This window comes from Knoellia sp. B-D-2, assembly GCF_057714695.1.
Map to the genome: position 1 here is coordinate 785563 of NZ_CM173189.1, position 25102 is coordinate 810664.

A 25102-nucleotide genomic window follows, 5' to 3' on the forward strand; every position below is an offset into this window, starting at 1 on the left:
CGTTCCGCGGTCACGGCAGGAGCTCCGCGAGGTCCTGCACGACGAGGTCGGCGCCGGCGGCGGTCAGGGCGGCCGCCCCCGCGCCGCGGTCCACCCCGACGACGAGCCCGAACTCGCCGTCGCGGCCGGCACGCACCCCGGACGTCGCGTCCTCGAGCACGACCGACCGCTCCCTCGTCACGCCGAGCGCGAACGCCGCGTGCAGGAAGGTCTCGGGCGACGGCTTTCCGGCCAGCCCCAGCTCGTTCGCCTCGGCCCCGGACACGACGACGGGGAAGCGGTCCGCGACCCCCGCCGCGGCGAGGACGGCGGCAGCGTTCTTCGACGACGACACCACGGCCATCCGTGTCCCTGCCTTCTCCAGCGCGTCGAGGAGCCGGATCGATCCCTCGTAGGCCGTCACGCCGTCCCGCGCGAGGACCGCGTTGAACGCCTCGTTCTTCCGGTTCCCCAGCCCGCTCACCGTCTCGACGTCCGTGCCGTCCGACGGGTCCCCCTCCGGCAGGTCGATCCCCCGGGACTCGAGGAAGGTCCGCACCCCCTCGTACCGGGGCCGCCCGTCGACGTGCGCGAAGTAGTCCTCGTCCGTGTACGGATCCGAGACACCTCTGGCCTGGAGGAAGTCGTTGAACATCTCGCTCCACGCCCGCATGTGCACCTCCGCCGTGGGCGTCAGCACACCGTCGAGGTCGAACAGGGCAGCGTCGTACAGGGTCCAGTCCACGCACCCAGCCTACGGACCCCCGCCGGACGAACGCGCCCCATCCACACGGCCGAGTGAGTGTGCCGGCGGCACGGAGCGGGCGAAGGCTGATTCGCCGCCGGCTGGGCCTGGCGGGAGCGAGAGCGCGCGCAGCGCGCGAGTGCGGATGGGACAGCGGCGAATCAGCCTTCGCCCGCGACCAACCACAAAGCGGCACACGAAAGGGCCGTCCACCTGGCGAGAGGTGAACGGCCCCGTTCGTGTGCCGGGTGGCAGGTCAGGCGTCGTCGCCGTCGACCTGCTGCTTCGACTCGCCGCCGGCCGGCTCGAAGCCGGCCGCCTTGGCGTCGTCAGCCGAGGCGAACCAGAACTCGGCCTCGGTCTGGTCGTACCACTGCGAACCCTCGACGTGGTACTTGCCGGAGTCGGCGTTGCCCTTGACCGAGTAGCCCTCGGGAGCGGAACCGTCCTCGTTCGAGGCGACCGCACCCTTCGGCAGCTCGACGAGCGCAGCGGCCTCGGTGGACTCGGCGGCCGGGGCCTCCGTGGTCTCCGCGGCGGCAGCCGCGTCGGCGTCCTTCGCGGCACGCCTGGTCGCGCCCTCGGCCTCCTTGACGGTGGCCTTCTTGGCGACGGGCTCGCGGACGAGCTCGATGACCGCCATCGGGGCGTTGTCGCCCTTGCGCGGGCCGATCTTCGTGATCCGCGTGTAGCCACCCTGGCGCTCGGCCATGTCGGGGGCGACCTCGACGAACAGGCGGTGGACGACACCCTTGTCGCGCACGACCGTCATCACCCGGCGACGGGCGTGGAGGTCACCGCGCTTCGCGAAGGTGATGAGACGCTCGGCGAGCGGACGGAGGCGCTTGGCCTTCGTCTCGGTCGTCGTGATGGAGTCGTGCTCGAACAGCGAGGTCACGAGGTTCGCCAGGATGTGGCGCTCGTGGGCCGGGCCGCCTCCGAGACGGGGACCCTTGGTGGGCGTAGGCATGTCTGTTATCTCCTAGGGGTTTGAGTCAGCGTCAGAGCTGCTCGTCCTCGGCGAACGACGCGTCCTCGGCGTCGTCGGCGTCGGAGAAGCTGAACTCGTCGTCGTAGGAAGCGATCTGGCTCGGGTCGAAGCCTGCCGGGCTGTCCTTGAGGGCCAGACCCATGCCGTGCAGCTTGGCCTTGACCTCGTCGATGGACTTCTGACCGAAGTTGCGGATGTCGAGCAGGTCGGCCTCGCTGCGACCGACGAGCTCACCCACGGTGTGGATGCCCTCGCGCTTGAGGCAGTTGTAGGACCGGACGGTGAGGTCGAGGTCCTCGATCGGCAGGGCGAGGTCGGCGGCCAGGGCGGCGTCGGTGGGCGACGGGCCCATGTCGATGCCCTCGGCCTCGACGTTGAGCTCGCGGGCGAGGCCGAAGAGCTCGACGAGGGTCTTGCCTGCGGAGGCGAGAGCGTCGCGCGGGGTGACCGACTGCTTGGTCTCGACGTCGAGGACGAGGCTGTTGAAGTCGGTGCGCTGCTCGACTCGGGTCAGCTCGACCTTGTAGGTGACGGTGAGGACCGGGCTGTAGATGGAGTCGACCGGGATGCGGCCGATCTCCTGGTCACCGGACTTGTTCTGCTGGGCCGAGACGTAGCCGCGACCGCGCTCGACGGTCAGCTCCATCTCGACGCTGCCCTTGTCGTTGAGCGTCGCGATGTGCAGGTCGGGGTTGATGACCTCGACACCGGCCGGCGGAGCGATGTCCGCGGCCGTGACGGCGCCCGCACCCTGCTTGCGCAGGTACATGACGACCGGCTCGTCGTGCTCGGAGGAGACGACGAGGCCCTTGATGTTGAGGATGATCTCGGTGACGTCCTCCTTGACCCCGGGGATCGTGGAGAACTCGTGGAGCACGCCGTCGACGCGGATGCTCGTCACGGCGGCACCGGGGATGCTCGAGAGCAGGGTGCGACGAAGCGAGTTGCCGAGCGTGTAGCCGAAGCCGGGCTCGAGCGGAGCGATGGTGAAACGGCTCCGGTTCTCGGAGATGACGTCCTCGGTGAGGATCGGACGTTGTGCGATGAGCACGGTGATGTTCCTTCCCACGGGCGACCGCTATATGACGCCTCGCGAAGCTGCCGGGTCCAGCCCGGCGTCCGACCCACCTCTGTACGTGGTCCGGACAAGCCATTCGGTATGCCGTGACGCACCGGGGTGCCCACGGCCCCGACTTATTGCGACTTTCGGCGCAGACCGCGGTCGGCGCACCGACGCTGGAACGCGCCGAGAGTCGCAATAAGTCGGTTGGTGATCAGTTCTTCGAGTAGAACTCGACGATGAGCTGCTCGGTCAGGATCGTGTCGATCTGGGCACGGATCGGGAGCGAGTGGATGAGGATCTGCAGCGAGCCCGGGACGACCTGGATCCAGGCCGGGGTCGGGCGGTCGCCGAAGGTCTCACGAGCCAGTTGGATCGGGAGCTTCTCCGTCGACTGCTTGCGCACGGTGACGATGTCGTACTGCTCGACGCGGTAGGACGGGACGTCGACGCGAACGCCGTTGACCTCGAAGTGGCCGTGCGTGACGAGCTGACGCGCGGCACGACGGGTGCGGGCGAGGCCGGCACGGTAGATGACGTTGTCGAGCCGGGACTCGAGGATCGTCAGGATGTTCTCACCGGTCTTGCCGGGGCGGTTCGCCGCTTCCTTGTAGTAGCGGCGGAACTGCTTCTCCATGACGCCGTAGGTGAAGCGGGCCTTCTGCTTCTCCTGCAGCTGGGTGAGGTACTCCTTCTCCTGCATCCGGCGACGGCCGTGCTGGCCGGGCGGGAAGGGGCGGAGGTCGAAGTTCTTGTCGCCGCCGACGAGGTCAACCCTCAGGCGACGGGACTTCTTGGTGATCGGGCCGGTGTAACGAGCCATGTCTCTAGTTCTCTTTCCGTCTTCTCAGGCGCTCAGACGCGGCGGCGCTTGGGCGGGCGGACACCGTTGTGCGGCGCGGGGGTGACGTCCTGGATCGAACCGACCTCGAGGCCGGCTGCGGTCAGGGAGCGGATCGCGGTCTCACGACCGGAGCCGGGGCCCTTGACGAAGACGTCGACCTTGCGCATGCCGTGGTCCATGGCGCGACGGGCAGCAGCCTCGGCGGCGGTCTGCGCGGCGAACGGGGTCGACTTGCGCGAACCCTTGAAGCCCACCTGGCCGGCGGAGGCCCAGGCGATGACGGCACCGGCGGGGTCGGTGATCGAGATGATCGTGTTGTTGAACGTCGACTTGATGTGGGCCTGGCCCACGGCGATGTTCTTCTTCTCCTTGCGGCGCACCTTCTTGGCGCCCGTAGCCATACGGCCCTTGGGAGGCATTACTTACCAACCTTCTTCTTGCCGGCGACGGTGCGCTTGGGGCCCTTGCGGGTGCGCGCGTTGGTCTTGGTCCGCTGACCGCGGACGGGGAGGCCGCGACGGTGGCGGATTCCCTCGTAGGACCCGATCTCGACCTTGCGGCGGATGTCGGCGGCGACCTCACGGCGGAGGTCACCCTCGACCTTGAGGTGCTCGTCGATCCAGTCGCGCAGGGAGACGAGGTCGGCGTCGGTGAGGTCCTTGACGCGGGTGTTGGGGTCCACGCCGGTGGCGGCGAGGGCCTTCTGGGAGCTGGGGCGGCCCACACCGAAGATGTAGGTCAGTGCGATCTCGACGCGCTTCTCACGCGGAAGATCGACTCCTTGGAGACGTGCCATCTGTTGATGGTTCCTGTTCTGGTGTTCCGGAGGTCTGGTGCAGTCGCCGGTCCGGTCGTGTCCGGTCCTCGGCCTCCGGGCCGGGGGTGACGTCCCTCGCTCACCTCTACAGGTGACGGACAAGGGGGTCGGGCGCTGCGTTCTCAACATTCACTTGTGCGTGTGCTCGAAGCCGTGCCTCGTGCAGGACTCCGTCCGGGTGGGACGGAGGTGGTCTCTGGTCAGCCCTGGCGCTGCTTGTGGCGGGGGTTCTCGCAGATGACCATGACCCGACCGTTGCGGCGGATCACCTTGCACTTGTCACAGATCTTCTTGACGCTCGGCTGAACCTTCATTGCCTCTGCTGTCTTGTCGATCCTCCCGACACGGCGGAGGCCGCGACGGGTTGTGCTCTGGGGTGTTCTGGTGGTGCGGTGCTGCTGCTGGTCCGGTGAACCGGTCAGCGGTAGCGGAAGACGATGCGGCCTCGGGTCAGGTCGTAGGGGCTGAGCTCCACCACCACGCGGTCCTCGGGGAGGATCCGGATGTAGTGCTGGCGCATCTTGCCCGAGATGTGCGCGAGCACCTTGTGGCCGTTGGTGAGCTCCACGCGAAACATCGCGTTGGGGAGCGCCTCAACGATGGTGCCCTCGATCTCGATGACGCCGTCCTTCTTGGCCATACCCTCTCAATCCGTTGCTGGCCCCACCCTGGGTGCGGCGCGAGGCCACCAGTGGAACCATGGAAGTGGTCGCGCATGCGTGAGCACACGAGACCGACGCTCCATCCTACGGGAGCGGGTCCTGAGCACGAAATCGTGCCGGACGCGGTGCCGGGAGGTTCGTGACCGGCATACCGAGGTCGTATGCCGTCCGCACCCACCGGACGATGTGGTCACCTCCACGGGTGGGGAGACTTGAGTCCATGACCGTGCGCATCGCCGCCGTGGGGGACCCCGGAGACCAGCAGGACCAGCAGGCCGTCGAGCGGGCCCGAGCCCTGTCCGTGGGCGGAGCCGCCGACCTCGAGTGGTCGCCGCTCACCGTGGGCGAGCTCGAGGGCCAGCCACTGGGGGTCTGGGACGGTGTCTGGTTCATGACGTGGCCGAAGTCGGCGGATGCCGAGGGCCTGCGCCGCGCGGCGTGGCAGGCCCGCGGTGGCGGCACGCCGGTCCTCGTCTCCGCCGCCGTGCCACCCCCGCCGTTCGTCTGGCAGGCGCGCGAGCGGGCGGCACACCGGATCCGTGGTGAGCAGCGAGCGGCCGAGCTCGCGGCGATCGACGTGGCCGAGCGCGAGCCGCGCCCCTACGTGCACCAGATGCGCGGCCCCCGCTTCCGCTGGTGGCGCCCGCTGCTCGCCCTCGCGGTCGCGACGGCCATCTGGGTCATGTGCGCCGTCGTGGCGTTCGTCCCCGTACTGGTGCCCGGGCTCATCGAGTCCGAGGAGGAGATGGCCAACCCGGTCAACCCGTGGGCGTCGGTGTCGCTCAACCTCCTGCTGGCCGGTCTCATCCCCGCGACGCTGATCGGGCTGTGGGTCGGGTTCCGGCGCAGCCCGTGGCGGGTGCTGTCGGTGACCGGACGGCTGCGCTGGGGCTGGCTGGGCTGGTGTCTGCTCGTCGTGACCCCGGTGTGGGCGGCCTACCTCGCGGTGACCTGGGTCGTGTTCGACCAGGAGGTGCTCGACCGTCCCGAGCACTGGGTCGCCTTGCTGCTCCTCACGCTGCTCACCACACCGCTGCAGGCGGCGGGCGAGGAGATCGCCTTCCGCGGCGGGCTGGTGCAAGGTCTCGGTGCGTGGATCCGCTCACCGATGGCAGCCCTCGCGGTGACGGCGGTCCTGTCCACGGCGACGTTCGCGGCGGCGCACGGGTCGGCGGACCCGTGGATCATCATCGAGCTCGGCTCGCTGGCCGTCGCCGGCTGCTGGCTCGCGTGGCGCACCGGTGGGCTCGAGGCGGTGATCGTGCTGCACGTCGTCAACAACGTGCTCATCATGGTCACGGGGATCCTGCTCGGCGGACTCGAGGAGTCCTACATCGACGGCGCGACCGAGGGGTCACCGCTGTCGGCCGGCATGAACCTCGTGGCGACGGCCGCCGTCACGGCGGTGCTGCTGTGGCTGGCCCGCCGTCGCGGCGTCGCTCCTCCGGGGTGGCGGACGCCCGCCCGGGGCTGACGCCAGAGGAGCCACGGCCCGTGGGACGGTCAGTCGGCGTGGCCGAACAGAGCCAGCACCCGGGCGGCGGCGTCGACGGCGCTGAGCTCACCGGAGCGCACCGCGGTCTCGATCCGGGCCCGCTGCTCCCGCACCGCGGGTGCGGCGCGGACCGCGTCGGTGAGGTGGGCGTCGACGAGCGCCCACATCCAGTCCTGCTGCTGCTGGGCGCGGCGGGCCTCGAGCGAGCCCTCGGACTCGAGGTGGGTGCGGTGGGAGAGCACCGCGGCCCAGACCTCGTCGAGGCCGGCACCGGTCTGTGCGGAGCAGGTGAGCACCGCCGGTCGTCGCACGTCCTTGCCCGGGAGCATGAGCCGCATCGCGGCGGTGAGGTCCTTCGCGGCCCCCCTCGCCGGGACCTCGCCGTCCCCGTCGGCCTTGTTGACCGCGATGACGTCGGCGAGCTCGAGGATGCCGCGCTTGATGCCCTGCAGCTGGTCCCCCGCCCGGGCCAGGGTGAGCAGGAGGAAGGTGTCGACCATCTCGGACACGGCGATCTCGTTCTGCCCGACGCCGACGGTCTCGACGATGACGACGTCGAACCCAGCCGCCTCGAGCACGAGCATCGACTCGCGGGTCGCGCGCGCCACGCCGCCGAGATGGCGGCCGCTGGGGCTGGGCCTCACGAAGGCGTGGTCGCTGGCGCTCAGCTCGCCCATGCGGGTGCGGTCACCGAGGATCGAGCCGCCGGTGCGCCGCGAGCTGGGGTCGACCGCGACGACGGCGACCCGGTGGCCCGCCTCGATGAGGCGCACGCCCAGCGCGTTGATGAAGGTCGACTTGCCCGCCCCGGGCACGCCCGAGATGCCGACGCGCACGGCCGACCCTGTGCGGTCCGCGAGCTCGGTGAGCAGGGCTCGCGCCCGCTCTCGGTGGTCGGGTCGGGTGGACTCGACGAGCGTGATCGCGCGCGCGATCGCGGCCCGGTCCCCCGTGCAGATCCCGTCGAGGAGCTCGTCGGTCACAGCGGCGCGTCACCTGCGGCCCGTGGGGCGCACGAGTCGGGGGTCCTGTGACAAGTCGGCACCGCTGCATGCCCCGACCCGTCATGCAGGCCCCGACTGGTGCGCGAACCCGCTGCCGTCACGCGCCCGCCCCGTTGGCGCCGTGCAGGCGTGAGCGCAGGTCGCCGATGAGCCCGATCGCCGCGGTCGAGATGACCGTGCCGGGAGGGTAGATGGCATCGGCGCCGGCGGCGCGCAGGTCATCGAAGTCCTGGGTGGGGATGACCCCGCCGACGACGATCATGAGGTCCTCACGGCCTAGGGCGTCGAGCTCGCGGCGCAGGGCGGGGACCAGCGTGAGGTGGCCGGCCGCCAGCGACGAGACACCGACGACGTGCACGTCGGACTCGACCGCCTGGCGCGCCACCTCGGTCGGCGTCTGGAACAGCGGGCCCACGTCGACGTCGAAGCCGAGGTCGGCGAACGCGGTGGCGATGACCTTCTGGCCCCGGTCGTGGCCGTCCTGTCCCATCTTGGCGACGAGGATCCGTGGTCGGCGCCCTTCGGCCTGCTCGAACTCCTCGACCATGTCCTGCGCCCGGCGCACGGTGGCGTCGGAGCCGGCCTCGTCGGAGTACACGCCACCGATCGTACGGATCTGGGCGGTGTAGCGCCCGAACGCCTCCTCCATCGCCGACGACATCTCGCCCACCGTCGCCTTGGCGCGTGCGGCGTCGATCGCGAGCGCGAGGAGGTTGGTGTCCAGGGAGCCGTCCGAGCCACCGCGGGCGGCCACGGTGAGGCGCTCCAGTGCCGCACGGCACACGGCCTCGTCGCGCTCGGCGCGCAGTCGCTCGAGCTTCGCGATCTGGCTCGTGCGCACGGCGGCGTTGTCGACCCTGAGCACCTCGAACGGCTCGTCGCCGTCGGGGACGTAGCGGTTGACGCCGATCACCGGCTGCTGGCCGGAGTCGATCCGCGCCTGGGTGCGGGCTGCCGCCTCCTCGATGCGCATCTTGGGGATGCCGGCCTCGATCGCCTTGGCCATGCCCCCGGCGGCCTCGACCTCCTCGATGTGCGCCCACGCGCGCTCGGCGAGGTCGTGGGTGAGCCGCTCGACGTACGCCGACCCGGCCCACGGGTCGATGGTGCGGGTCGTGCCCGACTCCTGCTGGATGACGAGCTGGGTGTTGCGGGCGATGCGCGCGCTGAAGTCGGTGGGCAGCGCGATCGCCTCGTCGAGGGCGTTGGTGTGCAGGCTCTGCGTGTGGCCCTGGGTGGCTGCCATCGCCTCGATGCAGGTGCGCACGACGTTGTTGTAGACGTCCTGCGCGGTGAGCGACCACCCGCTGGTCTGGCAGTGGGTCCGCAGGCTGAGCGACTTCGGGTTCTTCGCGCCCTGCTCCTCGACGAGCCGCGCCCAGAGCAGGCGGGCCGCGCGCATCTTGGCGACCTCCATGAAGAAGTTCATCCCGATGGCCCAGAAGAACGACAGCCGCGGGGCGAACCGGTCGACGTCGAGGCCGACCGCCTTGCCGGCGCGGAGGTACTCGATCCCGTCGGCGAGCGTGTAGGCGAGCTCGAGGTCCTGCGTCGCCCCGGCTTCCTGCATGTGGTAGCCGGAGATCGAGATGGAGTTGTAGCGGGGCATCTTCTCGGAGGTGAACGCGAAGATGTCGCTGATGATCCGCATCGACGGCTCGGGCGGGTAGATGTAGGTGTTGCGGACCATGAACTCCTTGAGGATGTCGTTCTGGATGGTCCCCGACAGCCTCTCGGGAGGGACCCCCTGCTCCTCAGCAGCCACGACGAAGAGTGCCAGCACGGGGATGACCGCGCCGTTCATCGTCATCGACACCGACATCTGGTCCAGCGGGATGCCGTCGAAGAGGGTGCGCATGTCGTAGATCGAGTCGATCGCGACGCCGGCCATGCCGACGTCTCCCTCGACGCGCGGGTGGTCGCTGTCGTACCCCCGGTGGGTGGCGAGGTCGAAGGCGACGCTCAGGCCCTTCTGCCCCGCGGCGAGGTTGCGCCGGTAGAACGCGTTGGACTCCTCGGCGGTGGAGAACCCGGCGTACTGGCGGATCGTCCACGGCTGGTTGACGTACATCGTCGGGTACGGCCCGCGCAGGTAGGGCGGCGCTCCGGGGATGGTCTCGAGGAAGTCGAGGCCTTCGAGGTCGGCGTCGGTGTAGAGCGGCTGCACCTCGATCTGCTCGGGGGTCAGCCACGTCCGGCCGCCGGGGTCGCGGGTCTCGCTGGCGGTGGCGGTGGCGGGCCGGCCGTCACCGAGGTCGACCTGGGCGAAGTCGGGGATCGGGCTCATGCGGGAGCTCCTGTCTCGTCGAGGAGAGCGGAGAGGAAGGCGACGACGTCCATGTCCGCTGCCACGCCCTCGTAGCCCGTGTCGGTCGCCGCGAGGGACGCCGCGACGTCCGGGTCGTCGACCACGGCCTCGATGCCGGCGACGGTGAGGATGTTGACCGCGTCGATGCGTCGGTCTGCGGCGCGTGGCGCCGTGAGGGTCGGCACTGCGACCCGCGGCGGGTGTCCGTGCTCCGCCGCGTAGGCCGCCGAGCGGTCGCGGAGCGCCTCGAAGATCGCCGCGTCGCGGTGGGGCACGAGGGCACCGGCCTGCGTCGGCGGGGCCGCCCGGCGGACCCGGCCCAGCGGCTTCTCGCCGGCGAGCGGGAACGCGCTGACCCCGGTCAACGGCTGCGCCCGAGTGGCCAACGCATGGTCGCGCGCCGCCACGTCCGCAGAGACTCGCTGTGCGACAGCGCCGTTCGCGAGCGCCTCGGCCATTCCGCCGACGCGCTCGACCTCCTGCAGCACGGCCCACGCCGCGGTCGCGACGTCGTCGGTGAGGGCCTCGACGTACCAAGCGCCCCCTGCCGGGTCGGTCACCCGTGCGACGTTGGACTCCTCCGCGAGGAGGATCTGGGTGTTGCGGGCGATCCGGCGCGAGAACGCGGTCGGCAGCCCGGCGACGGTGTCGAAGGGCAGCACGGTGATGGCGTCCGCGCCCCCGAGGCTCGCCCCGAACGTCGCCAGCGTGCTCCGCAGGATGTTCGTCCACGCGTCGTCCCGGCTGAACATCCGTCCCGACGTCACGGCATGGGTGAAGGCGCCGCGCGAGGCCTCGGGGACACCGACGCTCTCGCCCACGCGCGCCCAGGCGCGTCGGAGCGCGCGCAGCGCCGCGGCCGTGAGGAACTGGTCGGCGCTCGCGCTCACCCGGAACTCGATGTGCCGGAACGCCTCGGCGACCTCGACCCCGTCGCTCTCGAGGTGGCGGAGGTAGGCGACGCCCGTCGCGAGCGCGAACCCGAGCTCGTCCGTGACGGACGCGCCCGCGTCCGCGTAGGGCCGCGTGTCGACGGTGACCGCCCGGACCTCCCCGTGCCCGACGAGTCGACGCACCGCGCCGGCCAGCGGGGAGAGGTCGGCGGGTGCTCCGGTGCGGGCCGCGGCACCCAGGGGGTCGTGGCCGAGGTTGCCCGAGGCGGCAGCGGAAGCGGACAGGACGGCATACAGGGCATCGGCGGCACCGACCTGGTCGTCCCACGAGGAGACGACGACCGGGGCGAGGTCGAGACGCACGTCGGCCAGCGCCTCGGCGACGTCCGCCGCCGCCAGTCCGTCGGCGCCGACGTGGAGCCAGACCGAGGTGACGCCGCTCTCGAGGTCCGCGAGGACGGCCGAGCGCGCCGCGGCGGCGTCGGGGTCGTCGTGGAGCTGGCGGACGTCCCACGGGACGTCGGCGTCGCGGACCGATCGACCGCGCGTGAACGGCATCGCGCCGGGAACACCCAGCGGCTGCGGCTCGGCGGGCCGCGTGTAGAGGGGCTCGACGACGAGACCACCCTCGATGCGGCTGCGCATCGACGCGACGGCCTCGTCCGGGCCGAGGTGCTCGCCCTCGGGCCGGCCCTTGTTGACGACCCCGGCGACGAGCTCGCGCCACTGGGCCTCGGTACGTTCGGGGAAGTGTGCCGCCAGCGCCATCGCCGCGGGCCGCTTCGGGGCCACCGTCATCCACCGCTCCTTCGCGCTGATCGAGTCGGCCGCACCTGCGTCATGAGGTCTGCGGACCTTGCGTCACCCTACCGGCGGCCGCGTGCACCGACGACGAGAGTTTGGGCACACCGGTCTCAGACGAGGGACTCGTATGCCGCCCGCAACCGTTCGCTCGCGAGCGGGCCCCGGCGGGGGGGCAGCGGGACGCCGAGGTGGTGCGACCGGAGCTCGTCCATGAGCTCGGCGACCATCTCCGGCCCGCCCTCCTCCATGACCTGCTGGCGGATGGTGAGCCGCGGGCTGGTGTCGCGGTGGGCCCGGCCCCAGGTGCCGAGGGCGACGAGGACCGGCAGGGTCTGGATCCCGGCCTCGGTGAGGGTGTAGCGCGCCCGCTGGCCGCGGGTGGCGTCGTCGCGGACGAGCAGGCCGGCGGCGACGAGGAACTTGAGCCGGGAGGCCAGCACGTTGCTCGCGATCCCCTCCTCCGAGCCGGTGAGCAGCTCGCGGAAGTGGCGCCGGTCGCCGAACATCATGTCGCGCAGCACGATGAGGCTCCACGGGTCGCCGAGCGCCTCGACGGCGGCGTTGATCGGGCAGCCCGACCGTGGTTCGCTCCGCATCGATCTCCTCAAAGTGCTTGCCAACGGCAATCACTCTACACTAGCGTGACGAGTGGTTGCCTTTCGCAATCACTCGCCACTCGAGGAGCCGTCATGTCACTCGTCCGGGTCACCCAGTTCAGCGTCTCGCTCGACGGCTACGCCACCGGCGAGGGCCAGTCGTTCGACGCGCCGTTCGGCCATGCCGGCGATCGGCTCATGGAGTGGTTCGCCGCGACGCGCCTCGGCCGCCAGGTGCACGACGACGGCACGCCCGCCCGCAGGGGCGTCGACGACGCCCTCGTCTCGTCCGGCTGGGACGGCAGCGTCGGCGCCGAGATCATGGGCCGGCGGAAGTTCGGACCGCAGACCGGGCCGTGGACCGACGACGGGTGGCGCGGCTGGTGGGGTGAGGACCCGCCCTTCCACACGCCGGTGTTCGTGCTCACCCACCACCCGCGACCCCCGCTGGAGATGGAGGGCGGCACGACCTTCCACTTCGTCGACGCCACCCCCGAGGAGGTCCTCGCCCAGGCCCGCGAGGCGGCGGATGGGCTGGACGTGCGGATCGGCGGGGGGCCGAGCACGGTTCGGCAGTTCCTCGCCGCCGGGCTCGTCGACCTCATGCACGTCGCGCTCGTGCCCATCGTCCTCGGTCGCGGAGTGTCCCTCTGGGAGGGGCTCGAGGGCCTCGAGGCCGACTTCGACGTCGAGACCGTCCACTCACCGACCTCGGGTGTCACGCACCTGCTCTTCCAGCGCAAGGAGAACTGATGGGACGCCTCCTGTACGGGATGATGATCTCGCTCGACGGGTTCATCCGGGACGCCACGGGGTCGACCGACTGGATGCTCGCCGACGAGGAGCTGCACGGCTTCGCCAGCGAGCAGGACCGCACGGTCGGAACGCGGGTCTACGGCCGCGGCCTGTGGGAGACGATGCGCTACTGGCAGTCCCCGCCCGAGGAGGACCTCACCGCGCCCGAGGCCCGCGAGTTCGCGCAGACCTGGCAGGACACCGACAAGATCGTCGTCTCGACGACCCTCGCTCCCCCGGCAGAGCCCCGGACGTCGCTGTGGGACCGGCTCGACCTCGACCAGCTCGCCGCTCTGGTGCGCGACAGCGATCTCGACGTGGAGATCGGCGGCCCGACCCTGGCCGCCCACGCCCTCGAGGCGGGACTCGTCGACGAGCTGACGGCATACGTCATGCCGCACCTCGCCGGCGGTGGCACTCCCTGGCTGCCGGTCGGGTTCTCGACCGGGCTGGCCCTGCGCCGGCAGCACACCTTCGCGAGCGGGGCGCTCGCCCTCGTCTACGACGTGGTCCACGAGGGCGGCTCGGCCTGAGCCCGGGCGGGCCGTCGCCCGGTCAGGCGATGGGCGCGTGGGCGGCACCGAGCTCGCCCAGACGGGCCTCGCCGCCGTCGACCTCGGTGAGCACCCAGAGCCCACGGGACGTGGCCGCGACGGTGTTCTCCCAGTGGGCGGCGCGTGAGCCGTCGTCGGTGATGATCGTCCAGTCGTCCTCGAGGACGTGGTTGGCCTCGTCGCCGAGGGTCACCATCGGCTCGATGGCGACGGTCGTCGCGTCGACGACGGTGGGACCCTTGCCGCTCACCCGGTAGTTCGGGACCTGCGGGTCCATGTGCATCGACGTGCCGATGCCGTGACCGACGTAGTCCTCGACGATGCCGTACTGACGGCCGCGCCGCTGCCCCGCCGCCGTGAGGCTGTCCTCGACGGCCGCGCCGACGGCGTGCAGGCTCTTGCCGACGGCGAGCGCGGTGATGCCGGCCCACATCGACGCCTCGGTGTCGTCGATGAGCTCGAGGTCCTCCGGGCGGCCGGCCTCGCGCCCACCGACGATGAGCGAGATGGCGGCGTCGCCGTGCCAGCCCTCGACGATCGCGCCGCAGTCGATGGAGAGCAGGTCGCCCTCGAGCAGGACACGAGGGCCCGGGATCCCGTGGACGATCTCGTCGTTGACCGAGGTGCAGAGGGTGCCGGTGAACCCGTGGTAGCCGAGGAAGCTCGGGGTGCCGCCGCCGTCACGGATGTGGGTCTCGGCGAGGGCGTTGAGGTCCCCGGTCGTCATGCCCGGGCGCACCGTGGCCCGCACGAGCTCGAGCGTCCGGCCGACGAGCAGCCCGGCGGCGCGCATGAGCACCACCTGCTCGGGGGTCTTGGCCTCGATGCGCTCACGTCCGAACAGTCCCATGGGCCGCACGCTACCGCCCGGCCACCCGCTCCCCCGAATCGCGGAGGTCGGGTGACCGGGCGGGCGCCGGACCGGTCCGAGGGGCTCAGGACTGGGCGGGGACCTCGTCGAGGTCGAGGACCTTGGTGCGGAGCGCGTCGAGGAGCCCGCGGAGCTCATCGGCCGCCCCGGCCTCGTCGGCCACGGCACCCGCGGGGGTGAGCTGCTCGGGGAAGGTCAGGCCCAGGTCTCCGACGACGTCGGCCTCGACGTGCGTGAGGATCCGGGTGAGGTCGGCGCGGGCGTCCACCCCGCCGGACCAGCCGTAGCCGACGATCGCGATGGGCTTGGCGTGCCACTCGGCGTAGAGGAAGTCGATCGCGTTCTTGATCGGCGCCGGGAAGCTGCGGTTGTACTGGGGAGTCACGACGACGATCGCGTCGGACTCGAAGACCTCGCTCGCCCACGCCTGGGTGTGCGGCTTGGCGTAGTTGCCGGTCTTCGGCATGTCCTCCTCGTCCATGAACGGCAGGCCGATCGCCGCGAGGTCGAGGACCTTGACCTCCCACTGGGAGGGGTCGGCCTGCTCGGCCACCCACTGGGTGACGGCCGGACCGATCCGGTTCGGGCGGGTGCTGGACACGATGATGCGCAATTGATTCACAATTCAACCAACAGGCTCCGGCGTCGGCCCATTCCCGCTCGCGGGGTGGCGTTCGTCCCCCTCGCCTCCGGGGGGCCTTCACCCACGACGGTTCGCGAACCGGGAGGTCGCTCGCGAACCGGTTCGATCCGGAGTGCGAGCCCACCTCCGGTTCGCGAACCGTCGTGTGCGTGCGCGAGAGCGCACCGGGGGCGGAAGGGTCAGGAGAGGGCGGAGACGATCCGCTCGGTGACCTCGTCGACCTCACCGAGACCGTCGACCTCGACGAGGAGGCCGCGCTCGGCGTAGACCTCGACGAGCGGGGCCGTCTCGCGGCGGTAGATGGCCTGGCGCTCGCGGATGACGTCCTCGGTGTCGTCGGGGCGACCCTCGACCTCGGCGCGCTTGAGCAGGCGGGAGACGACGGCCTCCTCGTCGACGGTGAGCGCGAGGACCTTGTCGAGACCGTGGTCGTGCTTGCCGAGCATCCAGTCCAGGGCGGTGACCTGGCCGGTCGTGCGCGGGTAGCCGTCGAGGAGGAAGCCCTCACGGGCGTCGTCCTCGTTGAGCCGGTCCTCGACGATGGCGTTGGTGATGTCGTCGGAGACGTACCCGCCGGAGGCGGTGATCTCCTGCACCTGCTTGCCGAGGTCCGTGCCGTTCTTGATGTTGGCCCGGAAGATGTCGCCGGTCGAGATCGCCGGGATCCCGAAGTGCTCGGCGATGCGAGCGGCCTGGGTGCCCTTACCGGCGCCGGGGGGTCCGAGGATGATGAGTCGCATTAACGGAGGAACCCTTCGTAGTGACGCTGCTGCAGCTGGGACTCGATCTGCTTCACGGTCTCGAGACCGACACCGACGATGATGAGGATCGAGGTGCCACCGAAGGGGAAGTTCTGGTTGGCCCCGACGAGGACGATCGCGATGAGCGGGATGAGCGAGATCAGCGCGAGGTAGATCGCACCCGGGACGGTGATCCTGGTGAGAACGTACTGCAGGTACTCGGCCGTGGGTCGCCCGGCGCGGATACCCGGGATGAAGCCGCCGTACTTCTTCATGTTGTCGGCGACCTCGGTGGGGTTGAACGTGATCGACACGTAGAAGAACGTGAAGAACAGGATCAGGGCCGTGTAGGTGAGCATGTACTCCCACGTGTCACCGCCGGCGAAGTTGGCGTCGATCCACTGGACCCAGCCCGCGCTCGTGCCGTCGGCGCGCCGGTTGAACTGGGCGAGCAGCGTCGGCAGCGCCAGCAGCGAGCTGGCGAAGATGACGGGGATGACGCCGGCCATGTTGACCTTGAGCGGGATGTAGGTCGAGGTCCCGCCGTAGACGCGGCGGCCGACCATGCGCTTGGCGTACTGCACGGGGATGCGCCGCTGGCTCTGCTCGACGTAGACGACGAGCGCGATGACGACGAAGCCCATGAGGATGATCCCCAGGAAGATGTCCCAGCGACCGTCCTTCTGCTGGATCGCCCACAGCGCACCGGGGAAGGTGGCGGCGATCGAGGTGAAGATGAGGATCGACATGCCGTTGCCGACACCCTTGTCGGTGACGAGCTCACCGAGCCACATGACGAGGCCGGTGCCGGCCGTCATCGTGAGCACCATGATGAGGATCGTCACGGTGGAGTCGTCGGTGAGGATGTTGGTGCACGCCGGGTTCGCGAACAGCTGCGAGGGGTTCTGCGCGAAGGTGATGAACGTCGCCGACTGGAGCACCGCGAGGGCGATGGTGAGATAGCGCGTGTACTGGGTCATCTTCGACTGGCCCGCCGAGCCCTCCTTCTTGAGGGCCTCGAACTTCGGGATGACCACCGTCAGCAGCTGGACGATGATGCTCGCCGTGATGTACGGCATGATCCCGAGCGCGAAGATCGACAGCTGGAGCAGGGCCCCACCGCTGAAGAGGTTGGCCAGGCCGAGGAGGTCGTTGGCCTCACCCGCTCCTGCCTGACAGGCCTGGATGAGCGAGTAGCTCACGCCGGGCGTCGGCACGTGGGCGCCGAGGCGGTAGATCGCGATGACGGCGAGCGTGAACAGGATCTTCCTGCGCAGGTCGGGCGTCTTGAACGCGCGGCCGAAGGCGGTGAGCACAGGTCCTCCAGGTGGGCGGCAGGCGCCGCGTCAGTGTGGTGATCGACGAACAAGATACCCCGGCGTGGGCTGCGGTCCGGGACCGCGGTGCTCACAGGGGGTCAAACGACGTATGCCGCAAGGCGAGTTCCCGGATCGCCTCCGGGAACCGCGCCCTGCGGCATACGCACTGCGTGAACGACTCAGGAACCGCTGAGGGTGGCCGAGCCGCCCGCCGCCACGATCTTCTCCTTGGCGGAGGAGGAGAACGCGTCGACGGTGACGTTGACGGCAACCGTGATCTCGCCGGTGCCGAGCACCTTGACGAGCTGGTTGTCGCGGACCGCACCCCGGGCGACGAGCTCCTCGACCGTCACGTCTCCACCGTCGGGGAAGAGAGCGGACAGCTTGTCGAGGTTCACGACCTGGTAGTGGGTCTTGAACGGGTTCTTGAAGCCGCGCAGCTTCGGGAGACGCATGTGGAGGGGGGTCGAGCCACCCTCGAAGCGCTCCGGAACCTGGTAGCGGGCCTTGGAGCCCTTGGTACCGCGACCGGCGGTCTTGCCCTTGGAGCCCTCGCCACGACCCACGCGGGTCTTGGCGGTCTTGGCTCCGGGGGCCGGACGCAGGTGGTGGATCTTCAGGGCGGAGGCCTGGGCCGCGCCCTCGATGGTGGCCTTCTTGTCAGCCATGATCACTCAACCTCCTCGACGGCAACGAGGTGCGTCACCGTCTTGACCATCCCGCGGATCTCGGGACGGTCCTCCTTGACGACGACGTCGCCAATGCGCTTGAGACCGAGGCTTCGCAGCGTGTCACGCTGGTTCTGCTTGCCGCCGATCTCCGAACGGGTCTGGGTCACCTTGAGACGAGCCATCACGCACCCGCCTTCGCAGCGTCACGAGTCTCGGCGATACCTGCAGCCTGAGCGCGAAGCATCGCCGCGGGGGCGACCCGGTCCACGGGGAGACCACGGCGCGCGGCCACGGACTCCGGACGCTCGAGCTCCTTGAGAGCCTGAACGGTGGCGTGGACGATGTTGATCGCGTTGCTCGAGCCGAGGCTCTTGGAGAGCACGTCGTGGATGCCGGCGCACTCCAGGACCGCACGCACCGGGCCACCGGCGATGACGCCGGTACCGGGGCTGGCGGGACGGAGCAGGACGACACCGGCAGCGGCCTCACCCTGCACGGGGTGCGGGATGGTGCCCTGGATGCGCGGGACCTTGAAGAACTCCTTCTTGGCCTCCTCGACACCCTTGGCGATGGCGGCAGGAACTTCCTTCGCCTTGCCGTAGCCGACGCCGACCGTGCCGTCGCCGTCACCGACGACGACCAGGGCGGTGAAGCTGAAGCGACGACCACCCTTGACGACCTTGGAGACGCGGTTGATGGTCACGACGCGCTCGAGGTAGGTGCTCTTCTCGGCCTCACGGCCGCCACCACGGCGGTCGTCACGACCGCCGCCGCGACGGTCGCCGCCACCACGGTTGTCGGTGCGCTCGCCACCGGCGGACGCGGGACCGGTGCCTCGACGCTGGGGTCCTGGCATCAGATGTTCCTCATTCCACAGAGAGTCATGGTCACGGTGCGGGTCACAGGGACAGCCCACCCTCGCGGGCGCCGTCGGCGATGGCCGCCACTCGACCGTGGTACTTGTTGCCGCCGCGGTCGAAGACGACCGCCTCGACACCGGCAGCCTTGGCGCGCTCGGCGACGAGCTCGCCGACCTTCTTCGCCTTGGCGGTCTTGTCACCGTCGAAGGTGCGGACGTCGGCCTCCATGGTCGACGCGTACGCGACGGTCTTGCCCGCGGTGTCGTCGACGACCTGGACGAAGACGTGACGCGACGAGCGCGAGACGACGAGACGGGGACGCACTGCCGTGCCCGCGACGTGCTTGCGGACGCGAGCGTGGCGACGGCCGCGCGCGGCGACCTTGCCCTTGGCACGCTTGATGATCATTGCCATGGCCTACTTACCAGCCTTTCCGACCTTGCGGCGGATGTGCTCGCCGGCGTAACGCACGCCCTTGCCCTTGTACGGGTCAGGCTTGCGGAGCTTGCGAATGTTGGCGGCAACCTCACCGACGAGCTGCTTGTCGATGCCCTCGACCTGGAACCGGGTGGGGTTCTCGACGGTGAAGGTGATGCCCTGCGGCGGCTCGATCGTGATCGAGTGCGAGTACCCGAGAGCGAACTCGAGCGAGCCGCCCTTGTTCACCACGCGGTAACCGGTGCCGTGGATCTCGAGCTTCTTGACGTAGCCCTCGGTGACACCGAGGACCATGTTGTTGATGAGCGAACGGGTCAGGCCGTGGAGCGAGCGCGACTCGCGCTCGTCGTTGGGGCGGGTGACCTCGACCTGGTCGTCCTTGCGCTCCACCACGATGGGCTGCGCCACCGTGTGTGCGAGCTCGCCCTTGGGACCCTTGACCTTGACGGTCTGGCCCTCGACGGCGATCTCGACACCAGAGGGGATGGCAACCGGAAGGCGTCCGATGCGCGACATGTCAGATCCCCTTACCAGATGTAGGCGAGGACTTCCCCACCCACACCCTTGTTAGCGGCCTGCCGGTCAGTGAGCAGACCGGACGACGTCGAGATGATGGCAACACCGAGACCACCGAGAACCTTGGGAAGGTTGGTGGACTTGGCGTAGACGCGCAGTCCGGGCTTGGACACGCGACGCACACCGGCGATGGAGCGCTCGCGGTTCGGGCCGTACTTGAGGTTGATCGTCAAGGTCTTGCCGACCTCGGCGTCCTCGACGGTCCAGCCGGCGATGTAGCCCTCGGACTCGAGGATCTCCGCGATGTGCGACTTGAGCTTGCTGAACGGCATGGCAACCGTGTCCTTGTGCGCCGAGTTGGCGTTCCGGACGCGGGTCAACATGTCCGCAATCGGGTCTGTCATGGTCATTGGGCTTCTCCGCCCTCTCTCACCGTGGTTTCATCCGGGGCTGCTGCTCCGGCTGACCTTCGATGTAGATGGTTGTGGGGTGTGCCGCGAGTGCGGCGTGGTCTCGGCAGTGCCTCGACCGGGAAGGCTGCGTCAGCCGTGGTCACCAAGAGGACTTCGTGATCCCGGGGAGCTCGCCGCGGTGGGCCATCTCCCGGAAGCAGATCCGGCACAGGCCGAACTTGCGGTAGACGGCGTGGGGACGACCGCAGCGCTGGCAGCGGGTGTAGCCGCGAACCTTGAACTTCGGCTTCTTGTTCGCCTTGTTGACCAGAGCGGTCTTGGCCATGTCAGTTCTCCTTGAACGGGAAGCCGAGCGCCTTGAGCAGCGCGCGTCCCTCGTCGTCGTTCGTCGCGGTGGTGACGATGGTGATGTCCATGCCCCGGACGCGGTCGATCTTGTCCTGGTCGATCTCGTGGAACATCGACTGCTCCGTGAGACCGAAGGTGTAGTTGCCGCGGCCGTCGAACTGCTTGGGGCTCATGCCGCGGAAGTCACGGATGCGGGGAAGCGCGACCGAGATGAGGCGGTCGAGGAACTCCCACATGCGGTCCCCACGCAGCGTGGTGTGCGTGCCGATCGGCATGCCCTCACGCAGCTTGAACTGGGCGATGGACTTGCGAGCCTTGGTGACGATCGGCTTCTGGCCGGTGATCGCCGTGAGGTCGCGCACCGCGCCGTCGATGAGCTTGCTGTCCTTGGCCGCGTCGCCGACACCCATGTTGACGACGACCTTGACGACGCCGGGGATCTGCATGACGTTGCCGTAGCCGAACTTCTCCTGGAGCGAGCCCTTGATCTCGTCGGCGTAGCGCGCCTTGAGACGGGGCTGGCTGCCCGTGGTGTTCTCGGTCTGGGTGCTCATGGTGCTCACAGGTCCTTGCCCGAGCGCACGCTCACACGAGTCCGGACGGTCTTCTGACGTCCGTCTCGCTGAGTGGTCTCGACGCGGGTCTTGATACGGGTCGGCTTCTTGTCGGAGGGGTCGACGACCTGCACGTTGCTCACGTGGATCGCCGCCTCCTGCACGACCAGGCCACCGGTCTGGCTGCCACGGGCGGTCTGGCCGGCCTTGGTGTGGCGGGTGACGCGGTTGACGCCCTCGACGAGGACACGCTCGGTCTCGCGGTAGACCGCGATGACCTTGCCGGTTGAACCCTTGTCCTTGCCGGTGAGCACCTGGACGGTGTCACCCTTCTTGATCTTCATTCGCGCGGCCATGGTCACAGGACCTCCGGCGCCAGCGAGATGATCTTCATGAACTTCTTGTCGCGAAGCTCACGGCCCACCGGGCCGAAGATGCGGGTACCACGGGGGTCACCGTCGGTCTTGAGGATCACTGCGGCGTTCTCATCGAACTTGATGTAGGAACCGTCGGAACGACGGCGCTCCTTCTTGGTGCGGACGATGACCGCCTTGACGACGTCACCCTTCTTCACGTTGCCACCGGGGATGGCGTCCTTCACCGTGGCGACGATCGTGTCGCCAATACCGGCATACCGGCGACCCGAGCCCCCGAGAACCCGGATGCACAAGATCTCCTTGGCACCCGTGTTGTCGGCGACGCGCACTCGCGACTCCTGCTGGATCACTTATCTGTCTCCTATACGTCGTGCTGGTTCTCCGCCTCGCGGCGGAGCCTGGCCGAACCTGGGGCTTGCAGTGGCTTACTTCGCCTTTTCGAGGATCTCGACCAGGCGCCAGCGCTTGGTGGCCGAGAGCGGTCGGGTCTCCATGATGAGGACGCGGTCGCCGATGCCGGCGGTGTTGTCCTCGTCGTGGGCCTTGACCTTGCTGGAACGACGCAGCACCTTGCCGTAGAGCGCGTGCTTGACGCGGTCCTCGACCTCGACGACGACGGTCTTGTCCATCTTGTCGCTGACGACGTAGCCCTGGCGGGTCTTGCGGTCGTTCCGCGCGTTCACGGTCTCGCTCTGCACGGTGTCGTCCTTCACGTTCTCACTCACTTGGTGTCCTCCGACTTGGTCGACTCCGTCGCAGGAGAACCGATGCTGGTACCAATTCCGAGCTCGCGCTCACGCATCTCGGTGTAGATCCGCGCGATGTCCTTGCGGACCGCACGCAGACGGCCGTGGTTGTCGAGCTGGCCGGTGGCGGACTGGAACCGCAGGTTGAACAGCTCCTCCTTGGCCTTGCGCAGCTCGTCGACGAGACGGTCGTCGTCGAAGCCACGCAGCTCGTTGGAGATCAGGTCCTTGGAACCGAGAGCCATCAGAAGTCACCACCCTCACGCTGGACGAAGCGGCACTTCATCGGCAGCTTGTGCATGGCCAGGCGCATGGCTTCGCGCGCGACCTCTTCGGACACACCGGAGATCTCGAACATGATGCGTCCCGGCTTGACGTTGGCGATCCACCACTCGGGTGAACCCTTACCGGAACCCATGCGGGTCTCAGCCGGCTTCTTGGTGAGCGGGCGGTCGGGGTAGATGTTGATCCACACCTTGCCGCCACGCTTCATGTAGCGCGTCATGGCGATACGCGCGGACTCGATCTGGCGGTTGGTGACGTAGGCCGGCTCGAGAGCCTGGAGACCGTAGTCACCGAAGGCGATGGTCGTCCCACCCTTGGCAGCGCCCGAGCGACCCGGGTGGTGCTGCTTGCGGTGCTTGACGCGACGGGGAATCAGCATCAGCTGGCCCCTCCCTCAGTGGTCTCCGCTGCGGCCGGAGCCTCAGCGGCGGCCGGAGTGGCGTCGGTCTGCGGGGCGTCCTGCCGGTCGCCGCGGCGAGCGCGGGCCGGACGGTCGGCGCCGGGACCGTCGCGACGCGGGCCACGGCCCTGACGCGGCGCGGTGGCCTGCTGGGCGGCGAGCTCACGTGCGGTGACGTCGCCCTTGTAGATCCAGACCTTCACGCCGATGCGGCCGAAGGTGGTCTTGGCCTCGTAGAAGCCCACGTCGATCTGCGCACGAAGGGTGTGCAGCGGCACGCGACCCTCGCGGTAGAACTCGGTGCGGGACATCTCGGCGCCGCCGAGACGGCCGGAGACCTGGACGCGGATGCCCTTGGCACCGGCGCGGGTCGCCGACTGCATGCTCTTGCGCATGGCGCGACGGAACGAGACGCGAGCAGAGAGCTGCTCGGCGACGCCCTGGGCGACGAGCTGCGCATCGGTCTCGGGGTTCTTGACCTCGAGGATGTTCAGCTGCACCTGCTTGCCCGTGAGCTTCTCGAGCTCGCCGCGGATGCGGTCGGCCTCGGCACCACGGCGGCCGATGACGATGCCCGGACGCGCCGTGTGGATGTCCACGCGGACACGGTCACGGGTGCGCTCGATCTCGACCTTGGAGATGCCCGCGCGCTCCATGCCCTCGGACATGAGCTTGCGGATGGCGACGTCTTCCTTGACGTAGTCGCGGTAGCGCTGACCCTCCTTGGTGGAGTCAGCGAACCAGCGGCTGCGGTGCTCGGACGTGATTCCCAGACGGAAGCCGTGCGGGTTGACCTTCTGACCCATTAGCGGTTGCCTCCCTTGCTGGGCTTGGTCTGGGGCGCGACGACCACGGTGATGTGGCTCGTGCGCTTGTTGATGCGTGAGGCGCGGCCCTGGGCACGGGGACGGAAGCGCTTCATGGTGGCGCCCTCGTCGACGTACGCGGAGGTGATGACGAGCTCGCGCTCGTCGAACCGCTCGGCCGTCTTGTCGGCCTTGACCCGGGCGTTCGCGATGGCGCTCTCGAGCACCTTGAGGATCGGCTCGGACGCCGACTGCGGGGCGAAGCGCAGCGTGGCGATGGCCTCGCTGGCGTTCTTCCCACGGATGAGGTCGATGACCCGGCGCGCCTTCTGCGCCGTCACCCGGACGTGGCGGGCCTGGGCCCGCGCCTCCAGGGTCGGGTTCTCGGTGGATGTGGTGGCCATCAGCGGCGCCGGCCCTTCTTGTCGTCCTTCACGTGACCCCGGAAGGTGCGCGTGGGTGCGAACTCGCCGAGCTTGTGGCCGACCATCGACTCGGTGACGAACACCGGGACGTGCTTGCGGCCGTCGTGGACGGCGAGGGTGTGGCCGAGCATGTCCGGACTGATGACCGAACGGCGTGACCAGGTCTTGATGACGTTCTTGGTGCCCGCTTCGTTCTGGACGTCGACCTTCTTCTGAAGGTGGCCGTCGATGAAGGGGCCCTTCTTCAAGCTACGAGGCATGTGTCAAAGGCTCCTTGTCAGCGCTTCTTGCCAGTGCGGCGTCGGCGGACGATCATCTTGTCGCTCGGCTTGCCGGGGCGACGGGTGCGTCCCTCGGGCTTGCCCCAGGGGCTCACCGGGTGGCGACCACCGGACGTACGGCCCTCGCCACCACCATGGGGGTGGTCGACCGGGTTCATGACGACACCACGGACGGTCGGGCGCTTGCCCTTCCAGCGCATGCGGCCGGCCTTGCCCCAGTTGATGTTGGACTGCTCGGCGTTGCCGACCTCACCGATCGTCGCGCGGCAGCGCGCGTCGACGTTGCGGATCTCGCCGGACGGCATACGCAGCTGGGCGTAGGGACCGTCCTTGGCGACGAGCTGCACCCGGACACCGGCCGAACGCGCGATCTTCGCGCCGCCACCGGGGCGGAGCTCGACGGCGTGGACGACCGTACCGGTCGGGATGTTGCGCAGCGGCAGGCTGTTGCCGGGCTTGATGTCGGCGCCGGGGCCGTTCTCGATGTTGGCGCCCTGCTCCAGACCCTTGGGGGCCAGGATGTAGCGCTTCTCACCGTCGGCGAAGTGCAGCAGCGCGATGCGCGCCGTGCGGTTGGGGTCGTACTCGATGTGAGCGACCTTGGCCGGGACGCCGTCCTTGTCGTGGCGACGGAAGTCGATGAGTCGGTAGGCGCGCTTGTGGCCACCCCCGATGTGACGCGTCGTGATGCGGCCGTTGTTGTTGCGGCCACCGCTCTTGGTGAGCGGGCGCACGAGCGACTTCTCAGGCGTGCTGCGCGTGACCTCGACGAAGTCGGCGACGCTTGAGCCGCGACGGCCAGGCGTCGTCGGCTTGTACTTGCGGATACCCATGTCGTATTCCCTTAAGTCCCTCAGTCGTC

36 protein-coding genes are annotated in these 25102 nt (G+C 69.3%); 3 read left to right on the forward strand and 33 right to left on the reverse strand.

The features are described 5' to 3' along the window. Positions 1-10: 10 nt before the first annotated feature. The 8 genes from AC3EU2_RS03670 to infA all read right to left on the reverse strand — a co-directional run bounded on the left by AC3EU2_RS03670 (position 11) and on the right by infA (position 5076). On the reverse strand, positions 11-724 hold the full coding sequence (locus AC3EU2_RS03670) for an HAD family hydrolase (RefSeq protein ID WP_488178393.1): 714 nt from the start codon (positions 722-724) through the stop codon (positions 11-13). 256 nt (positions 725-980) lie between these two features. Beyond that, the gene (rplQ, locus tag AC3EU2_RS03675) at positions 981-1694 is read right to left on the reverse strand and encodes a 50S ribosomal protein L17, sunset domain variant (protein ID WP_488178394.1); all 714 of its coding nucleotides are present in this window, start codon (positions 1692-1694) and stop codon (positions 981-983) included. 31 nt (positions 1695-1725) lie between these two features. Next, complete coding sequence (locus tag AC3EU2_RS03680; RefSeq protein WP_488178395.1) at positions 1726-2766, reverse strand: DNA-directed RNA polymerase subunit alpha; 1041 nt, start codon at positions 2764-2766, stop codon at positions 1726-1728. Positions 2767-2989: 223 nt separating this feature from the next. After that, the gene (gene rpsD / locus AC3EU2_RS03685) at positions 2990-3598 is read right to left on the reverse strand and encodes a 30S ribosomal protein S4 (RefSeq protein WP_035931816.1); all 609 of its coding nucleotides are present in this window, start codon (positions 3596-3598) and stop codon (positions 2990-2992) included. Positions 3599-3630: 32 nt separating this feature from the next. After that, complete coding sequence (rpsK, locus tag AC3EU2_RS03690; RefSeq protein WP_035931814.1) at positions 3631-4038, reverse strand: 30S ribosomal protein S11; 408 nt, start codon at positions 4036-4038, stop codon at positions 3631-3633. Then, entirely contained in the window at positions 4038-4415 is a 378-nt protein-coding gene (rpsM, locus tag AC3EU2_RS03695; protein ID WP_488178396.1) for a 30S ribosomal protein S13, read from the reverse strand. The genes rpsK and rpsM overlap by 1 nt, the downstream gene beginning before the upstream one ends. Positions 4416-4636: 221 nt before the next feature. Next, the gene (gene rpmJ, locus AC3EU2_RS03700) at positions 4637-4750 is read right to left on the reverse strand and encodes a 50S ribosomal protein L36 (protein ID WP_009775928.1); all 114 of its coding nucleotides are present in this window, start codon (positions 4748-4750) and stop codon (positions 4637-4639) included. A gap of 104 nt (positions 4751-4854) precedes the next feature. Continuing rightward, positions 4855-5076 carry a translation initiation factor IF-1 gene (infA, locus tag AC3EU2_RS03705; RefSeq protein WP_006946284.1) on the reverse strand — a complete coding sequence of 74 codons (222 nt, stop codon included), beginning with the start codon at positions 5074-5076 and terminating at the stop codon, positions 4855-4857. Positions 5077-5318: 242 nt separating this feature from the next. On the opposite strand from infA, the gene AC3EU2_RS03710 reads away from it, so the two are divergent. Beyond that, the gene (locus tag AC3EU2_RS03710) at positions 5319-6572 is read left to right on the forward strand and encodes a CPBP family intramembrane glutamic endopeptidase (RefSeq protein WP_488178397.1); all 1254 of its coding nucleotides are present in this window, start codon (positions 5319-5321) and stop codon (positions 6570-6572) included. Between the two features lie 29 nt (positions 6573-6601). Here the strand turns inward: AC3EU2_RS03710 and meaB are convergent, their stop codons facing one another. The 4 genes from meaB to AC3EU2_RS03730 form a co-directional block, all read right to left on the reverse strand. Continuing rightward, the gene (meaB, locus tag AC3EU2_RS03715; protein ID WP_488178398.1) at positions 6602-7576 is read right to left on the reverse strand and encodes a methylmalonyl Co-A mutase-associated GTPase MeaB; all 975 of its coding nucleotides are present in this window, start codon (positions 7574-7576) and stop codon (positions 6602-6604) included. Positions 7577-7694: 118 nt separating this feature from the next. Continuing rightward, complete coding sequence (scpA, locus tag AC3EU2_RS03720; protein ID WP_488178399.1) at positions 7695-9884, reverse strand: methylmalonyl-CoA mutase; 2190 nt, start codon at positions 9882-9884, stop codon at positions 7695-7697. After that, positions 9881-11596 (reverse strand): methylmalonyl-CoA mutase family protein, encoded by a 1716-nt coding sequence (locus AC3EU2_RS03725; protein WP_488178400.1) that lies wholly within the window; start codon positions 11594-11596, stop codon positions 9881-9883. Before AC3EU2_RS03725 ends, scpA begins: the two co-directional genes overlap by 4 nt. Before the next feature lie 116 nt (positions 11597-11712). Then, positions 11713-12198 carry a winged helix-turn-helix transcriptional regulator gene (locus tag AC3EU2_RS03730; RefSeq protein WP_488178401.1) on the reverse strand — a complete coding sequence of 162 codons (486 nt, stop codon included), beginning with the start codon at positions 12196-12198 and terminating at the stop codon, positions 11713-11715. Positions 12199-12291: 93 nt separating this feature from the next. On the opposite strand from AC3EU2_RS03730, the gene AC3EU2_RS03735 reads away from it, so the two are divergent. Both AC3EU2_RS03735 and AC3EU2_RS03740 read left to right on the forward strand, forming a co-directional pair. Continuing rightward, positions 12292-12951: a dihydrofolate reductase family protein gene (locus AC3EU2_RS03735; protein WP_488178402.1), complete on the forward strand. Its 660-nt coding sequence runs from the start codon at positions 12292-12294 to the stop codon at positions 12949-12951. Then, on the forward strand, positions 12951-13526 hold the full coding sequence (locus tag AC3EU2_RS03740; protein WP_488178403.1) for a dihydrofolate reductase family protein: 576 nt from the start codon (positions 12951-12953) through the stop codon (positions 13524-13526). The genes AC3EU2_RS03735 and AC3EU2_RS03740 overlap by 1 nt, the downstream gene beginning before the upstream one ends. A 22-nt stretch (positions 13527-13548) precedes the next feature. On the opposite strand, the gene map is transcribed toward AC3EU2_RS03740, so the two are convergent. The 21 genes from map to rplB form a co-directional block, all read right to left on the reverse strand. Next, a complete protein-coding gene (gene map / locus AC3EU2_RS03745; RefSeq protein ID WP_488178404.1) occupies positions 13549-14397 on the reverse strand; it encodes a type I methionyl aminopeptidase in 849 nt (282 codons plus the stop codon). Positions 14398-14482: 85 nt separating this feature from the next. Continuing rightward, on the reverse strand, positions 14483-15019 hold the full coding sequence (locus tag AC3EU2_RS03750; protein ID WP_488178405.1) for an NADPH-dependent FMN reductase: 537 nt from the start codon (positions 15017-15019) through the stop codon (positions 14483-14485). 221 nt (positions 15020-15240) lie between these two features. Then, positions 15241-15801, reverse strand: coding sequence for an adenylate kinase (locus AC3EU2_RS03755; RefSeq protein ID WP_488178406.1), 561 nt, complete (start codon positions 15799-15801; stop codon positions 15241-15243). Continuing rightward, entirely contained in the window at positions 15801-17117 is a 1317-nt protein-coding gene (secY, locus tag AC3EU2_RS03760; protein ID WP_035931791.1) for a preprotein translocase subunit SecY, read from the reverse strand. The genes AC3EU2_RS03755 and secY overlap by 1 nt, the downstream gene beginning before the upstream one ends. Before the next feature lie 182 nt (positions 17118-17299). Next, on the reverse strand, positions 17300-17788 hold the full coding sequence (rplO, locus tag AC3EU2_RS03765) for a 50S ribosomal protein L15 (RefSeq protein ID WP_488178407.1): 489 nt from the start codon (positions 17786-17788) through the stop codon (positions 17300-17302). Positions 17789-17790: 2 nt separating this feature from the next. Continuing rightward, positions 17791-17973 carry a 50S ribosomal protein L30 gene (gene rpmD / locus AC3EU2_RS03770; protein ID WP_035931789.1) on the reverse strand — a complete coding sequence of 61 codons (183 nt, stop codon included), beginning with the start codon at positions 17971-17973 and terminating at the stop codon, positions 17791-17793. Then, positions 17973-18647 (reverse strand): 30S ribosomal protein S5, encoded by a 675-nt coding sequence (gene rpsE, locus AC3EU2_RS03775; RefSeq protein ID WP_488178408.1) that lies wholly within the window; start codon positions 18645-18647, stop codon positions 17973-17975. The genes rpmD and rpsE overlap by 1 nt, the downstream gene beginning before the upstream one ends. A gap of 43 nt (positions 18648-18690) precedes the next feature. Then, on the reverse strand, positions 18691-19065 hold the full coding sequence (gene rplR, locus AC3EU2_RS03780; RefSeq protein WP_035931783.1) for a 50S ribosomal protein L18: 375 nt from the start codon (positions 19063-19065) through the stop codon (positions 18691-18693). 3 nt (positions 19066-19068) lie between these two features. Then, positions 19069-19605, reverse strand: a complete 537-nt coding sequence (gene rplF / locus AC3EU2_RS03785; protein ID WP_488178409.1) for a 50S ribosomal protein L6 — start codon at positions 19603-19605, stop codon at positions 19069-19071. Between the two features lie 11 nt (positions 19606-19616). After that, positions 19617-20015, reverse strand: coding sequence for a 30S ribosomal protein S8 (gene rpsH, locus AC3EU2_RS03790; protein WP_488178411.1), 399 nt, complete (start codon positions 20013-20015; stop codon positions 19617-19619). A 142-nt stretch (positions 20016-20157) separates the two neighbouring features. Further along, entirely contained in the window at positions 20158-20343 is a 186-nt protein-coding gene (locus AC3EU2_RS03795; RefSeq protein WP_009775952.1) for a type Z 30S ribosomal protein S14, read from the reverse strand. A gap of 1 nt (position 20344) precedes the next feature. Further along, positions 20345-20920 (reverse strand): 50S ribosomal protein L5, encoded by a 576-nt coding sequence (gene rplE, locus AC3EU2_RS03800; RefSeq protein WP_035931991.1) that lies wholly within the window; start codon positions 20918-20920, stop codon positions 20345-20347. A gap of 5 nt (positions 20921-20925) precedes the next feature. Further along, positions 20926-21276 (reverse strand): 50S ribosomal protein L24, encoded by a 351-nt coding sequence (rplX, locus tag AC3EU2_RS03805; RefSeq protein WP_488178413.1) that lies wholly within the window; start codon positions 21274-21276, stop codon positions 20926-20928. Positions 21277-21278: 2 nt separating this feature from the next. Further along, positions 21279-21647, reverse strand: coding sequence for a 50S ribosomal protein L14 (rplN, locus tag AC3EU2_RS03810; protein WP_035931773.1), 369 nt, complete (start codon positions 21645-21647; stop codon positions 21279-21281). A 75-nt stretch (positions 21648-21722) separates the two neighbouring features. Beyond that, complete coding sequence (gene rpsQ, locus AC3EU2_RS03815) at positions 21723-22022, reverse strand: 30S ribosomal protein S17 (protein WP_488178414.1); 300 nt, start codon at positions 22020-22022, stop codon at positions 21723-21725. Beyond that, positions 22019-22288, reverse strand: coding sequence for a 50S ribosomal protein L29 (gene rpmC / locus AC3EU2_RS03820; protein ID WP_488178415.1), 270 nt, complete (start codon positions 22286-22288; stop codon positions 22019-22021). Before rpmC ends, rpsQ begins: the two co-directional genes overlap by 4 nt. Then, positions 22288-22707 (reverse strand): 50S ribosomal protein L16, encoded by a 420-nt coding sequence (gene rplP, locus AC3EU2_RS03825; RefSeq protein ID WP_009775958.1) that lies wholly within the window; start codon positions 22705-22707, stop codon positions 22288-22290. The genes rpmC and rplP overlap by 1 nt, the downstream gene beginning before the upstream one ends. Then, positions 22707-23534 carry a 30S ribosomal protein S3 gene (rpsC, locus tag AC3EU2_RS03830; protein ID WP_488178416.1) on the reverse strand — a complete coding sequence of 276 codons (828 nt, stop codon included), beginning with the start codon at positions 23532-23534 and terminating at the stop codon, positions 22707-22709. The genes rplP and rpsC overlap by 1 nt, the downstream gene beginning before the upstream one ends. Further along, positions 23534-23908 (reverse strand): 50S ribosomal protein L22, encoded by a 375-nt coding sequence (gene rplV / locus AC3EU2_RS03835; protein ID WP_084108000.1) that lies wholly within the window; start codon positions 23906-23908, stop codon positions 23534-23536. The genes rpsC and rplV overlap by 1 nt, the downstream gene beginning before the upstream one ends. Positions 23909-23937: 29 nt before the next feature. Further along, entirely contained in the window at positions 23938-24219 is a 282-nt protein-coding gene (rpsS, locus tag AC3EU2_RS03840) for a 30S ribosomal protein S19 (RefSeq protein ID WP_035931765.1), read from the reverse strand. 17 nt (positions 24220-24236) lie between these two features. Further along, entirely contained in the window at positions 24237-25073 is an 837-nt protein-coding gene (rplB, locus tag AC3EU2_RS03845; protein ID WP_035931763.1) for a 50S ribosomal protein L2, read from the reverse strand. Positions 25074-25102: the final 29 nt, after the last annotated feature.

What these genes read in the sequence shown, in the direction of transcription:
- rplQ (WP_488178394.1), bottom strand. Translation starts at nt 1,694, where the DNA reads ATGCCTACGCCCACCAAGGGTCCCCGTCTCGGAGGCGGCCCGGCCCAC.
- rpsD (WP_035931816.1), bottom strand. Translation starts at nt 3,598, where the DNA reads ATGGCTCGTTACACCGGCCCGATCACCAAGAAGTCCCGTCGCCTGAGG.
- rpsK (WP_035931814.1), bottom strand. Translation starts at nt 4,038, where the DNA reads ATGCCTCCCAAGGGCCGTATGGCTACGGGCGCCAAGAAGGTGCGCCGC.
- rpsM (WP_488178396.1), bottom strand. Translation starts at nt 4,415, where the DNA reads ATGGCACGTCTCCAAGGAGTCGATCTTCCGCGTGAGAAGCGCGTCGAG.
- rpmJ (WP_009775928.1), bottom strand. Translation starts at nt 4,750, where the DNA reads ATGAAGGTTCAGCCGAGCGTCAAGAAGATCTGTGACAAGTGCAAGGTG.
- infA (WP_006946284.1), bottom strand. Translation starts at nt 5,076, where the DNA reads ATGGCCAAGAAGGACGGCGTCATCGAGATCGAGGGCACCATCGTTGAG.
- AC3EU2_RS03710 (WP_488178397.1), top strand. Translation starts at nt 5,319, where the DNA reads ATGACCGTGCGCATCGCCGCCGTGGGGGACCCCGGAGACCAGCAGGAC.
- scpA (WP_488178399.1), bottom strand. Translation starts at nt 9,884, where the DNA reads ATGAGCCCGATCCCCGACTTCGCCCAGGTCGACCTCGGTGACGGCCGG.
- AC3EU2_RS03725 (WP_488178400.1), bottom strand. Translation starts at nt 11,596, where the DNA reads ATGACGGTGGCCCCGAAGCGGCCCGCGGCGATGGCGCTGGCGGCACAC.
- AC3EU2_RS03730 (WP_488178401.1), bottom strand. Translation starts at nt 12,198, where the DNA reads ATGCGGAGCGAACCACGGTCGGGCTGCCCGATCAACGCCGCCGTCGAG.
- AC3EU2_RS03735 (WP_488178402.1), top strand. Translation starts at nt 12,292, where the DNA reads ATGTCACTCGTCCGGGTCACCCAGTTCAGCGTCTCGCTCGACGGCTAC.
- AC3EU2_RS03740 (WP_488178403.1), top strand. Translation starts at nt 12,951, where the DNA reads ATGGGACGCCTCCTGTACGGGATGATGATCTCGCTCGACGGGTTCATC.
- map (WP_488178404.1), bottom strand. Translation starts at nt 14,397, where the DNA reads ATGGGACTGTTCGGACGTGAGCGCATCGAGGCCAAGACCCCCGAGCAG.
- AC3EU2_RS03755 (WP_488178406.1), bottom strand. Translation starts at nt 15,801, where the DNA reads ATGCGACTCATCATCCTCGGACCCCCCGGCGCCGGTAAGGGCACCCAG.
- rplO (WP_488178407.1), bottom strand. Translation starts at nt 17,788, where the DNA reads ATGGCTGACAAGAAGGCCACCATCGAGGGCGCGGCCCAGGCCTCCGCC.
- rpmD (WP_035931789.1), bottom strand. Translation starts at nt 17,973, where the DNA reads ATGGCTCGTCTCAAGGTGACCCAGACCCGTTCGGAGATCGGCGGCAAG.
- rpsE (WP_488178408.1), bottom strand. Translation starts at nt 18,647, where the DNA reads ATGCCAGGACCCCAGCGTCGAGGCACCGGTCCCGCGTCCGCCGGTGGC.
- rplR (WP_035931783.1), bottom strand. Translation starts at nt 19,065, where the DNA reads ATGGCAATGATCATCAAGCGTGCCAAGGGCAAGGTCGCCGCGCGCGGC.
- rplF (WP_488178409.1), bottom strand. Translation starts at nt 19,605, where the DNA reads ATGTCGCGCATCGGACGCCTTCCGGTTGCCATCCCCTCTGGTGTCGAG.
- rpsH (WP_488178411.1), bottom strand. Translation starts at nt 20,015, where the DNA reads ATGACCATGACAGACCCGATTGCGGACATGTTGACCCGCGTCCGGAAC.
- AC3EU2_RS03795 (WP_009775952.1), bottom strand. Translation starts at nt 20,343, where the DNA reads ATGGCCAAGACCGCTCTGGTCAACAAGGCGAACAAGAAGCCGAAGTTC.
- rplE (WP_035931991.1), bottom strand. Translation starts at nt 20,920, where the DNA reads ATGAGCACCCAGACCGAGAACACCACGGGCAGCCAGCCCCGTCTCAAG.
- rplX (WP_488178413.1), bottom strand. Translation starts at nt 21,276, where the DNA reads ATGGCCGCGCGAATGAAGATCAAGAAGGGTGACACCGTCCAGGTGCTC.
- rpmC (WP_488178415.1), bottom strand. Translation starts at nt 22,288, where the DNA reads ATGGCTCTCGGTTCCAAGGACCTGATCTCCAACGAGCTGCGTGGCTTC.
- rplP (WP_009775958.1), bottom strand. Translation starts at nt 22,707, where the DNA reads ATGCTGATTCCCCGTCGCGTCAAGCACCGCAAGCAGCACCACCCGGGT.
- rpsC (WP_488178416.1), bottom strand. Translation starts at nt 23,534, where the DNA reads ATGGGTCAGAAGGTCAACCCGCACGGCTTCCGTCTGGGAATCACGTCC.
- rpsS (WP_035931765.1), bottom strand. Translation starts at nt 24,219, where the DNA reads ATGCCTCGTAGCTTGAAGAAGGGCCCCTTCATCGACGGCCACCTTCAG.
- rplB (WP_035931763.1), bottom strand. Translation starts at nt 25,073, where the DNA reads ATGGGTATCCGCAAGTACAAGCCGACGACGCCTGGCCGTCGCGGCTCA.